Source organism: Pseudomonas sp. UFMG81 (assembly GCF_015354575.1).
Lineage (GTDB): Bacteria > Pseudomonadota > Gammaproteobacteria > Pseudomonadales > Pseudomonadaceae > Aquipseudomonas.
Genome location: NZ_JACAFQ010000067.1, coordinates 1 through 12,405, shown reverse-complemented (window position 1 = coordinate 12,405; position 12,405 = coordinate 1). Strand labels below are relative to the sequence as shown.

Below are 12,405 nucleotides of genomic sequence, written 5' to 3'. Positions count from 1 at the left end.
CACTCCCCCTTATCATGCCCCCCATGATCAAAGACCCCTTCGAACGACTCGGCCTGGACCGCGAGGTCCTCACCGTCAGCCAACTCAACGGCCGCGCCCGGGTGCTGCTGGAAGACGTGTTCCGCAGCGTCTGGGTGGAAGGCGAGATCTCCAACCTCGCCCGCCCGGCCTCCGGCCATATGTACTTCACCCTCAAGGACAGCGGCGCGCAGATTCGTTGCGCACTGTTCCGCCAGAACGCCCTGCGCGTGCGCCAGGCGCTGCGTGACGGCCTGGCGGTGAAAGTGCGCGGCAAGGTCTCGCTGTTCGAGGGGCGCGGCGACTACCAACTGATCGTCGACACCGTCGAGCCCGCTGGCGACGGTGCGCTGCGCCTGGCCTTCGAGGCATTGAAGGAAAAACTCGGCGCCGAAGGCCTGTTCAGCACCGAACGCAAGCAGCCGCTGCCCACCCACCCGCAACGCATCGGCATCATCACCTCGCCCACCGGCGCGGTGATCCGCGACATCATCAGTGTGTTCGGCCGCCGCGCGCCGCAGGTCGAGCTGAACCTGATCCCCACCGCCGTGCAGGGGCGCGAAGCCATCGCGCAGATCGTCCGCGCCTTGCAGATGGCCGATCGGCAAGGCTTTGACGCGCTGATCCTGGCCCGTGGCGGCGGTTCGCTGGAAGACCTCTGGTGCTTCAACGAAGAAGCCGTGGCCCGCGCCGTGGCCGCCTGCGTGACCCCCATCGTCAGCGCCGTGGGCCACGAGACCGATGTATCGATCAGCGACTTCGTCGCCGACGTGCGCGCCCCAACGCCGTCCGCCGCCGCCGAACTGCTCGCCCCCGACAGCAGTGGCCTGCAGCAGCGCCTGGACAGCCTGCAACGGCGCCTGCTGCTGCGCATGCAGAACCGCCTGGCCCACGACCGCCTGCGCGTCGATGGCCTGGCCCGGCGCTTGCGCCACCCGGGCGAACGCCTGCGCCAACAAGCCCAGCGCCTGGACGACCTGGACATGCGCCTGCGCCGCGCCTTCGCGCTGAACATGAACCAGCGCCGGGAACGCCTCGGCCGCCTCGACATGCGCCTGGCCGCGCAGCATCCAGGGCGCAGCCTGAAACTGCTCAGCCAGCGCCTGGACAGCCTCGCCGAACGCCTGCCACGGGCCATGCGCGACGTGCTCAAGGACCGCCGCCAGCGCTTCCAGGCACAGTTGCAGACGCTTCAGGTCGTCAGCCCCCTGGCCACCCTCGCCCGCGGCTACAGCATTCTCCTGGACGAACGCGGCCAGGCCATCCGCAGCGCCGCCCAAACGCATAACGGCCAGCGCCTGACCGCCCGCCTCAACGAAGGTGAGCTCAAGGTGCGGGTCGAGGACAACCACCAGACCCCGGTCACCCTCTCGCTCCTGGACTGACACATGCCACGCCTGCTCGCGCCCCTGCTCGCCCTCGCCCTGCTGCTGCCGCTGACCACCGCCCAGGCCAGCTATATCACGCGCACCCTGAACAAACCCGTGCCCGGCGGCGTGGCGGTGGTCAACCTGGGCCCGTCCGCCAGCGCCCCAGCGGCACGCTTCGACGGCAAGCCGGTGCTGGTGGTGAAGGAGCAGGACACCTGGCTGGCCATCGTCGGCATCCCGCTGACGCAAAAGCCGGGCAACGCGGTAATCACCCAGGGCGGGCGCAGCATTGCGTTCAGCGTTGGCAGCAAGAAGTACCCCGAGCAGCACATCACCCTGAAGAACAAGCGCCAGGTCAACCCTGAACCCGAAGACCTCAAGCGCATCGACCGCGAGCTGGCCGAGCAGGTCAAGGCCTACCGCAGCTTCAGCCCTGCACTGCCGAGCAACCTGGTGCTCGACAAGCCGGTCAATGGCCCGCTGTCGAGCAAGTTCGGCGTGCGCCGCTTCTTCAATGGCGAAGAGCGCAACCCCCATGCCGGCCTGGATTTCGCCGTGCCCGCCGGCACGCCGATCAAGACCCCGGCCAACGGCAAGGTGATCCTGGTGGGCGACTACTTCTTCAACGGCCGCACGGTGTTCGTCGACCATGGCCAGGGCTTCATCAGCATGTTCTGCCACATGTCGAAGATCGATGTGCAACCAGGCCAGGTTTTGCGCCGCGGTGAGGTTGTAGGGCGGGTCGGCTCGACCGGCCGGGCAACCGGGCCGCACATGCACTGGAACGTCAGCCTCAATGATGCGCGGGTGGACCCGGCGATTTTCATTGGTGCGTTCCAGCCCTGACAGCGAGCCGCCCTCTTCGCGGGCAAGCCCGCTCCCACAGGCACCGCACCGCCGGCAATGGCTGCGCAATCCCTGTGGGAGCGGGCTTGCCCGCGAAAGGGCCGGCATGGCCAGCACCATTTCAACCTTATTGCGCCACCCCAAAATACAGCGCAACGTTTTCAAAGAATCTGCAAAAAATCAGCTACAAGATCTCGATAATCTGCATTTTTTAAGCATTCCTCTCAATTTTTTCTGAAGCCTTGCCATCCCCCACCCCACTGGTTAGGGTTGAGCACATGAAAACCTTCAGCACCCTCATCCTGCTCCGACAACATCGCAGCCTCAACCTGGTCAGCGCCCGACTACCAGGCTGAATCCCGTCGCCTCGCCCCCTCATCTCGTTATTGCTTGGCAGGCCCGATCTCGGCCGCACATAAAAGGATTGCTTCCATGACCATGCTCAAAGACCCTTCGAAGAAATACCGCGCGTTCCCGACCATCGACTTGTCCGACCGCACCTGGCCGTCGAAGACCATCACCCAGGCGCCGATCTGGTGCAGCTCCGACCTGCGTGACGGCAACCAGTCGCTGATCGAGCCGATGGATTCGGAGAAGAAGCTGCGTTTCTGGAAGACCTTGGTGCAGGTGGGCGTGAAGGAAATCGAAGCCTCGTTCCCGTCCGCTTCGCAAACCGATTTCGACTTCGTGCGCAGCCTGATCGAAGATGGCCACATCCCGGACGACACCACCATTCAGGTGCTCACCCAGGCCCGTGAAGACCTCATCGCCCGCACCTTCGAGTCGCTGCGCGGGGCGAAGAAGGCCATCGTCCACCTGTACAACGCCACCTGCCCGTCGTTCCGCCGCATCGTCTTCAACCAGGACAAGCAGGGCGTGAAGGACATCGCGGTCAACGCCGCCAAGCTGTTCGTCAAGTACGCGGCCCAGCAACCCGAAACCCAGTGGACCTTCCAGTACTCGCCAGAAACCTTCAGCGCCACTGAACTGGAGTTCGCCAAAGAGGTGTGCGACGCCGTGATCGAGGTGTGGAACCCCACCCCCGAGCACAAGGTCATCCTCAACCTGCCGGCCACTGTCGAAGTTGCTACGCCGAACATCTACGCCGACCAGATCGAGTGGTTCTGCCGCAACGTCAGCCGCCGTGACAGCGTGATCATCAGCCTGCACTGCCACAACGACCGTGGCACCGGCATCGCCGCCACCGAGCTGGGCCTGATGGCTGGCGCCGACCGCGCCGAAGGCTGCCTGTTCGGCAACGGCGAGCGTACCGGCAACGTCGACCTGGTCACCCTGGCGCTGAACCTCTACACCCAGGGCATCGACCCACAACTGGACTTCTCCGACATCGACGGCGTGCGCAAGGTGGTCGAGGAGTGCAACCAGCTGCCGGTGCACCCACGTCACCCGTACGTTGGCGACCTCGTGCACACCGCCTTCTCCGGTTCGCACCAGGACGCCATCCGCAAGGGCTTCGCCAAACAGCAGGAAGGCGAGCTGTGGGAAGTGCCGTACTTGCCAATCGACCCGGCCGACATCGGCCGCAGCTACGAGGCGGTGATCCGCGTCAACAGCCAGTCGGGCAAGGGTGGCATCACCTACCTGCTCGAGCAGGAATACGGCATCAGCCTGCCGCGCCGCATGCAGATCGAGTTCAGCCAGGTGGTGCAGGGCGAAACCGACCGCCTGGGCCTGGAGATGACCGCCGAACAGATCTACAAGCTGTTGCAGAAGGAATACCTGCAAGCCAACGCGCCGTATGCGCTGGTCAGCCACCGTCTGCAGGAAGAGAACGGCAGCAGCCACGTGCAGGTGGAAGTGTCCGGTGAAGGCGAGACCACGCTGCACTGGCATGGCAAAGGCAACGGTGCCCTGGAAGCGCTGGTCGCCGGCTTGCCGGTCAACGTGGAGATCATGGACTACAACGAGCACGCCATCGGCGCCGGCACCAACGCCAAGGCTGCGGCCTACATCGAGTTGCGCGTGGCCGGCGGTCGCCCGGTGCATGGCGTGGGTATCGACGAGAACATCACCACCGCCAGCTTCAAGGCGCTGTTCAGTGCGCTGAACCGTTCGCTGAGCCAGCAGGAGGCCAAGGCGGCTTAAGTTCGCCTCGCACCAAGAAACCCGCATCCCTTCTGATGCGGGTTTTTTTATGCTCGGAAAGTTCTAGTAACGGGTCGAGGTCGAGGTCGAGCATCTAGTGTGTGGTTTTGCTGGTGAGTGAATATCCATTGGCGATGGAGACGCTCACTCACCTTTCCGCCCTTACGGCGGGTAACTTTTTGAAGGATCAAAAAGTCACCAAAAAATCCTTGCTCCATTCATACGGCCCCTACGCTGCGCTCCGGGGTTCCCTCACTCCGGCCTTGCTCCCGCGTGGACGCACTGACGGGCCATCCATGGCCCGATCAGTGCTCGATGGGCATCCATGCCCATCGCCCCGCTCCGCAAGTCCTACGTTCGGCCTCCTGAAGTCGCGTTTGGCGGTGACTGGACTATCGCGCGCTTAGAAGCAAGAGCAAGAGCAAGAGCAAGAGCAAGAGCAAGAGCGGATCGTATTGAATTGTTATTGATGTGTTGTTTGTAATGGCCTCATCGCCGGCAAGCCGGCTCCCACAGTGACCGCGAAAGTTTTTAGTTCAGCGCAGTTCCTGTGGGAGCTGGCTTGCCAGCGATTGCAATTGAAAGTTCAACAAAACAATCAACTAGCGACAGCAGCGCCAATATAGGCGCCGCCCCTAACTTCGCGACTTCAGGAGGCCGATCGGAGGGCTTGCGGAGGGAGGCGACGGGCATGGATGCCCGTCGAGCACCGATGGGCCATGGATGGCCCTTCGGTGCGTACTCCCGGGAGCAAGACCGGAGTGAGGGAACCCCGAAGCGCAGCGTAGGGGCCGTATGAATGGAGCGAGGATTTTTTGGTGACTTTTTGATCCTTCAAAAAGTTACCCGCCGTAAGGGCGGAACGGTGAATAAGCGTCACTATCGCAAATGGATATACTTACAATCTTCAAAACCAACCAACCAACTAACCAACTAACCAACTAACCAACTAACCAACTAACCAACTAACCAACTAACCAACTAACAACGACACTAAACCGCACTAATGCCGCACTGAAAGTAAACCGCCCTGTGAAAAACCATAAAAAAAGGGCGCCAACCAAGCGCCTCACAAGCCGTGTAGCACATAACGAAATAGGTCACTCCAACAGCGCCATCGCCTCACCCCTCGGATGCGGTCTTTTTTTATGCCCGGGATATTCCTACGGATGTGTCAGAAAGCGCCATCATTTCGCCTGCAATCATGGTTATACTGCGGGCCTTCCACTGTTTCGATCACGGATGACGACGTATGGATTCAACCGTCTCCGTCTCGATACCGACACTCGGACACGGATGCTTCGCCCATGACACCCGGCACCCTCGCTGCGCTCGCCGAAGACAACACCCGCGACTACCTGCGCCGCCTCACCCGCGAGCAACGCAGCAGCTCGCAACTGCATACCCAGCACCTGCAACTGCAAGCCAGAATTCTCTGCGGGCTCTACGACATTGACGACAACGCGTTCGAAGCGTCGCAGATCCGCCTGATCCTCATGCGACGCCAGGCCCGCGAAAAAGACTGCCTCGAACGGCTGGACGCTGCCAATGCCGAGCTGGACAGCCTCCTCCCCGCCCTGCGCCAGGCCCAGGAGCGATTCGCCTCCGACCTTGAGCAGCACAAGGATCCAGCCGTACACGCAGGTGAGCAACAGCTGCAGTCACTCCTGCAACGGCGCAACGATACCGTTACCACCTACCAGGAACTGTTCGACGAGTGCACGGGCAAACTGCTCGGCTACCGTCAAAACAGCCTGTACACCTATCTGCGCCTACACCAGTACGGCACCGGGCAGTACCGACGCAATGCACTCTCCCGACGCATGGACGACTGGCTCGCCCGTCAGTGCAACTTTTTGCGCAACCAGCAGAATGAACAGCTGCTGTTGGCCATCTTGGAGCAGCACGCAGAGATGCTCGCCGGTTTCGACGAGCAAGCCGAAGCGCTGAAAAAACAACTCGCCGCACTGCATCACAGGGCAGCGCCGAGATCCAGCCACCACCCACTGGCCCAGGAGGTCGAAACGCGAGCTCGGCAGGTCATTGCCACCCGCCAGCAATTGCGCGAGGTCCATGAGGACATCGACATGCTCGAACAGTGCGCCGACGGCGACAGCCAGGATGCACTGCGCTGGCTGAAGTACGAACTCACCACCGAGACGCTCAACGAAGCATTGGCGCAATGGGCTGCCATCGGCGTCCAGCAGGCGGTGAACTTCCAACAAGAACTGGACGAACTGCGCCGCCGCCTGGACATCCACAGCCAGCGCTGCGAACAGGCCAGGCAGTTGCACGAACTGGCACAGACTTTCGAATCCACGCTGATCATGCACCTGCACCGCGACGCCCGCTGCCCGGACGATTGCACCTGTGCCTGCCATACCAAGGCCAACCTCGACAGCTGCCCGTGCCAGATGCGCTTTGCGCAGGCGACACGCTGGCGCGAGGACGGCAACTACCGGCAGCTGATCGCCAGTTACATGGGCAGCGCCATGCCTTTGAACGCCACCCTCGATGCGATCGACGCCCTGCGCACCACCACCCTTTCCGACCGCCCACTCATGCAAGGACAACCATGAGCCAATACCTCGAACGCGCCCTCGACGGCCTGCGCAAGCTCGGCATCACCTTCGGCCAGCCGGCCCAGCAAGCGCCGGTGATGGTGCTGCTGGACAAGGTCGCGCACTACGACAACCAGCGGGTTACCGGCATCGCCGCGGTGCTGCAGCAAGCCACGGTGTTCAACCAGACCGTGCGCGAGCAGATCGCCGGCATGGACATCTCCAACCGCTACATGAACATCACCGACAGCTTCACCTCGATCCGCGAGGACGCCGCGGCGATGGCATCGTGGATGGACGACGGCCGCCTCGACACCTTCGAGCGCCTGCACATGGCCTGGATGAACATGGTGCGCGGCTCGATCCCAAGCCGTTTCGAGGACATCCGCAAGCACTACCTGGACGTGTGCAAGGCGGCCAGCGACCAGATCACCCGCGAAAGCCTGATCCTCGAGTCGTACATGGACTTCCGCCTGGCCATGAAGACCGCCGAAGTCGACGCCCAGCAGGTGCTGGCCATCGCCGGCCAGGCCCTGAAGGAATGCACCGGTGCCCTGGACAGCGCCAACGCCACCGTGGCCGCGGCCACCAACGAGGAGCCGGCGCGCCGCGCGGCGCTGGAGCTGCAACGCGATGAAGCGGTGCGTGCCTTGCAGAACGAAGACAAGCGCTACCAGATCGTCAAGGACATCGCCGACGACCTGCGGGTCGGCTACAACACCGCCGAGCTGGTGTTCGCCCGCATCAGCCAGGTGCATGTGGTCAAGGAGCGCCAGTACCAGCGCATGGTCTCGTTCTTCTCCACCAACGAAGTGGTGCTGACCAGCCTGGCCGTGTCGTTCACCGCCAACCAGGGCATGGCCGAGGCCACCCACACCCTCAACGCCACCACCGACGGCATCAGCAAGGGCCTCGAGGCGCTGGGCGAGATCGGCAACCAGCAGCTCCAGGCTGCGGTCAAGGCCAGCTACGGTTCGACCATCCGCGTCGACTCGGTGCGTGCACTGGCCCAGGCCACCCTGGACTTCCAGAACGACATGAAGGGCCTGACCGACACCTACCGTGCCGAGTCGAGCAAGGCCGCGCTGGAAATCTCCACCGCTGTCGAAGACGCCAAGCGTTCCTTCGCGGCCTTGCTGACCAAGGCCGCGCAATGAGCAACGGCTCGCTCAGCGAACAGATGGGGGCCATGGCCCTCGTCGACGAGCTGCGCCTGCAGCAGCGCCAGGTGCGCGAGCACCTGGACCTGCCGCGGCGCCGCGCGGAGGTCGCCGAACGCATTCGTGGCTATTACCAGCGCCAGGGTATCGCCTGCGACGACACGTTGATCGACCAGGGCGTACGCGAGTTCTTCGCCCACCGCCTGGTGTTCGAGGCGCCTGCGCTGCCCTGGCCACGCAGGGTGCTGGTGGGTTTGTTCCTGCGCCGCCGCGTGATGGCGTGGATGCTGGTATGGGTCGCCCTGCTCGGCGGCGCCCTGCTGGCGGCGAACCTGCGCCAACCGGCGGCCACCAGTCAACCGGCCCCGGCGGTAACGGAACCGGCGGCACCACAGCAACCGTTGGCGGACCAGGCCGCGCACCAGGCACGCCTGGAACACTATCGCCAGCTGATGGCTCGCCTGGGGGCCATGCCGCTGCCAGATGACGTGCGCGCCAAGCTGCTGCCGTTTGCCCGCTCCACCGGCCCGCTGGTGGCCGACCACGGGCCTGCCAGGGCCACCCAGGCGCTGCGTGAGCTTGAGGTGTACATCGACTTCACCGAGTCGGCGCTGACACTGGTGATTCCCGACCGCGCCGACCAGGTGTCTGGCTACGAACGCTGCTTGAAGGCCACTGCATGCCTGCCGGACAGCGAAGACGGCAAGGCGTGGTTCCTGGTGTTCCAGGCCCATGACCCACAGGGCAAGGTGGTCACCATGCCGCTCACCGACAGCATCACCGGCAAGATCGCCCTCACCGACGCCATCGGCGTGCAGGTCAGCCACGCGCAGTACCTCGACACCCGCAAAGACAAGCAGGCCAAAGGCCACATCGCTCCCCCGCTGATCGGTAAGAAAGACGCCTACAGCCTGAATCGGCGGTTCGACGCACGCATACTGCCAGGCGGGCGCTACGACAACCCGGTCGACGCCTACGAGCTGATCACCGCCAGTTTCTGATGGACCGCCCATGACCATTTCACTTTCCGAACAGATGGGGGCCATGTCCCTGGTCGACGAATTGCGTCACCGGGACCTTGAGCTCCAGGACCACCTCGACCTGCCGCAGCGCCGCGCTGAAGTGGCAGAGCGGATCCGCAGCTATTACCAGAGCAACGGCATCCACTACGACGACGCCCAGGTCGAGGAAGGCGTGCGCGCGTTCTTCGCCCGCCGCCTGGTGTTCGAAGCGCCAGCATTGAGCCCCAAGGAGCGACTGCTGGTACGCCTGGCCATGGCGCGCCGGGTGTTGCTGACCCTGGTGGGTGCGACGGTGATGATCTTCACCCTTTCCCAGTGCGTCGGGGGTTTGCGCGATATCACACGGACTGGCGAAGTCATCGTGGCCCACAAGCAACTGGCCCAGGACGACGCAACCCTGCATCAGCAGCTCGCACGCGTGCAGCAACGCCTGGCCGAGTTGCAGGCTCGCCAGCAGCGTCAGCCGGAACCCGCCGTGGCAGTCCTGCTGGACCAAGCCCGCGGCCTGCTGCCCGATAGCCGACGCCACTACAACCTCGAGTCCTCCGCCGATGCGATCGAACGCGCCAACCGTGACCGCTTCAAGGAAGAAATCGCTCGTGCACGGGTACCACTGGACCAGGCACTACAGGCCATCGCCACCTGCCAGCAACTGTTGCTGAGGGTCGACGGCATCTACCAACAGCGCGAGCGGCTGGACACCCTGCTCAGGTCACCCGGCTTGCTCGCCGCCCGCCCCTATTTCGCCGAGCTGGATGCCCAGGCCCAGGCCATCGATCAACAGTTGCGCCAGGTACGCCAGCAAGACCAGCTGCTGGCCGTCGAAAACCTGATCACTCAGTTTGCCGCCCAGATCGATGCGTCGGCAGCCCCACTGGCCATCCATAATCGCCTGCGCCAGGTGATCAAGCAGGTCAGGGCCTTGCCGCTGAGCCGTGCCGACTTGCAGCAGGTACTGCCGTTGGCCGACCAGGCCATCAGCACCGCTGACCGGCGCGACTGGCCTGGCGTGGAAACGTTGATTGCGCAGCTTGAGCGCTACCTGGGCTTCGCTGCCCAGTCCCTCACGGTGGAGATCGTCGACCGACCGGGCATCAAGTCGGGTGTCGAACGTTGCTACGAACCGACCGGTTGCCTCGCGGACAGCAGCCGCGGCAAGAGCTGGTACCTGGTGGTGGAGGCCCTCGACCCCACCGGCAAGCCGGTCGAAGTGCCGGTGACCAGTGTCGAGGATGGTGAGAAACGCTGGTCCAGCCTGTTCGCCGTACGGGTCAGCCGCGCCGAATATCTACGGGTCAAGGACGACAAGCTCGACGACGGCCACATCGGCCAGCGCCGGGTCGGCACCAAACCTGTCAACGCCATCGGCCTGCGTTTCAATGCACGGGTCAACGGTAAACCCGACATGATCCTGAACTGGTGATGCCATGACACCTTCCAGCCTTAGTACCGCCCTGCAGAACAACTCGCGCCAAGCCGAGCAACAGCTGCGCCAGGCCGAACGCGCGTTGAACGACGCCGCCGAGCAGGAGATACGGCTTGAACACCTGATCGCCGATCGGCTGAGCGAAATCGCCAGCCTGCAACTGGAACAGGACCCTGCCCTGGACCGGGATACCCAACAGCAACTGCAACAGCGCGAGCAGGCCCAGGCCACGTTGCGCGGGGACCTGGAACAGCGGGAACGGCAGATCGGCACCCTCGTGGAGCAACAACGCACCCTGGACGAGCGCCTCGATGGGCTGGAGGCGCACGCCATGGCGCAGTTGCAGGAAGATCCGGCTTTCTCGTCAGTCTGCGAACAGCTGGACAACGCCCGGCAGGCCCTGCTGGGCGCACAGACCTTGTACGAGGAGATCCGCGACGAATGCGCGGAAAAACTGCCGGCCTACGCCGGTAATCCGCTGTTCAGGTTTCTCAAGATCCGCTACTACGGCACTGAGCAGTACCGCCCCGTCCGTTTCCAGCGGGCGCTGGATGACTTCATCGCGCGCAAGGTGGATTTTCGTGCCAACCAGGCCAACGAGCGAATCCTGCTGGCCATGCAGGCGCACAATGAAGCGCAGTACCAGGCTCGGACGGTCACTCTGTCGGCGCTGGAGCAGCAGTTCGAGCAGCAACGCGAGCAAGCGCGCGAGGCCGCCGGCATGGGGGCCGTGCAACAGGAAGCCCGGGAGCTGATGCGGCAGGTGGACGAGGCCAAGGCGCAGGCCAACGCCTTGCACGGGCAACTGGAGCTGTACGTTCAGGGCCAGGATCCGTTGTTGCAGCAGATTCGTCAGAACCTTGCGCAGCGTCTGAAGACAAGGCCGCTGGCCGACCTGGTACAAGCCGCCGCCCGCACCCCGGACACCCGCGACGATGCCTTGGTCGGTGAATTGCAGGTGCTGTATACGCAGCTGCGCCAGGCCCAGCAGGGGCTTGAGCATCTGCATGCGCAGCATGATTTTGCCCGTCAGTGCTACCACCGTGCCAAGGAGGCCGAGCGAGCACTTCGCAACGACTTTTTCCAGCGTTATGGGTACCAGTACCTGCTGGCGCAACCTATCGAGGCCTTGCTGGTGGACTACATGCGCGGCGAACTGGCCCTGCAGACCCTGGAAACGTTGCTGCGGGCCAGTCGTGTCGAGATCCGAGAGCGGACGGTACAGGTCTATACCAGCACCAGCACCCACTCCACGTCCTGGTCCTGGGGGAGCGGTTCGAGCAGTGACAGTAGTAGCCATGTCTCTTCGGGGCGCTCGTTTAGCAGCAGCAGCAGCGATACATCCGACAATTCTCGGGGGGACGGTTTCGTTACCAGCAAGAGCAGCGGGGGTGGAGGATTCCGTACTACCGATAGTTTCTGATGGGTGCCCTCGCTATGGGGGCGTACTGGTGACGCTAGGGTCGAGGTCGAGGTCGAGGTCGAGGTCGAGTATTTAGCGTTTGGGTATTGAAATTGGGTGAATATCCATTCGCGAGGGTGACGCTGACTCACCTTTCCGCCCTTACGGCGGCTTACTTTTTTCTTGGAAAAAGTAAGCATGGGCCTGTCCCCTGACAACGGACGCCAAGAAGCGATACTTACATCGTTCTCTTGGAGGTCGCCATGTACCCACGTACTCGCCGCAACTACACCGATGAGTTCAAAACGCAAGCCGTAGCTCTAGCCGAAAGCGTTGGCAGAACTGAAGCTGCACGTCAGCTTGAGATGTCCGTCAAAACGCTCGACAACTGGGTTGATGCTACGCGTAAAGGCCTGCCGCTGAGCTCTCCCGAGCGTAAAACCATCACCAAGGAAGACAGCGAACTAGCGCGGTTACGAGCCGAAATCGCTGAG

9 protein-coding genes are annotated in these 12,405 nt (G+C 63.2%); all 9 read left to right on the top strand.

Translation table 11 applies throughout. The features are described 5' to 3' along the window. Nucleotides 1–23 precede the first annotated feature (23 nt). Entirely contained in the window at nucleotides 24–1,403 is a 1,380-nt protein-coding gene (gene xseA / locus IX761_RS26755; protein WP_194792483.1) for an exodeoxyribonuclease VII large subunit, read from the top strand. Between the two features lie 3 nt (nucleotides 1,404–1,406). Next, complete coding sequence (locus IX761_RS26750) at nucleotides 1,407–2,234, top strand: M23 family metallopeptidase (RefSeq protein ID WP_194792482.1); 828 nt, start codon at nucleotides 1,407–1,409, stop codon at nucleotides 2,232–2,234. A gap of 432 nt (nucleotides 2,235–2,666) precedes the next feature. Next, nucleotides 2,667–4,340: a 2-isopropylmalate synthase gene (leuA, locus tag IX761_RS26745; protein ID WP_194792481.1), complete on the top strand. Its 1,674-nt coding sequence runs from the start codon at nucleotides 2,667–2,669 to the stop codon at nucleotides 4,338–4,340. Between the two features lie 1,307 nt (nucleotides 4,341–5,647). Continuing rightward, on the top strand, nucleotides 5,648–6,919 hold the full coding sequence (locus IX761_RS26740) for a hypothetical protein (RefSeq protein ID WP_194792480.1): 1,272 nt from the start codon (nucleotides 5,648–5,650) through the stop codon (nucleotides 6,917–6,919). Continuing rightward, complete coding sequence (locus IX761_RS26735; RefSeq protein WP_194792479.1) at nucleotides 6,916–8,058, top strand: merozoite surface protein 3b; 1,143 nt, start codon at nucleotides 6,916–6,918, stop codon at nucleotides 8,056–8,058. Before IX761_RS26740 ends, IX761_RS26735 begins: the two co-directional genes overlap by 4 nt. Beyond that, on the top strand, nucleotides 8,055–9,062 hold the full coding sequence (locus IX761_RS26730) for a DUF6384 family protein (protein WP_194792478.1): 1,008 nt from the start codon (nucleotides 8,055–8,057) through the stop codon (nucleotides 9,060–9,062). The genes IX761_RS26735 and IX761_RS26730 overlap by 4 nt, the downstream gene beginning before the upstream one ends. A 10-nt stretch (nucleotides 9,063–9,072) precedes the next feature. After that, nucleotides 9,073–10,506 carry a DUF6384 family protein gene (locus IX761_RS26725; protein ID WP_194792477.1) on the top strand — a complete coding sequence of 478 codons (1,434 nt, stop codon included), beginning with the start codon at nucleotides 9,073–9,075 and terminating at the stop codon, nucleotides 10,504–10,506. A 4-nt stretch (nucleotides 10,507–10,510) separates the two neighbouring features. Next, entirely contained in the window at nucleotides 10,511–11,932 is a 1,422-nt protein-coding gene (locus tag IX761_RS26720; RefSeq protein ID WP_194792476.1) for a hypothetical protein, read from the top strand. 242 nt (nucleotides 11,933–12,174) lie between these two features. Continuing rightward, nucleotides 12,175–12,405: transposase (locus IX761_RS26715; protein WP_194789391.1), on the top strand; the 231-nt coding region annotated here is incomplete at its 3' end.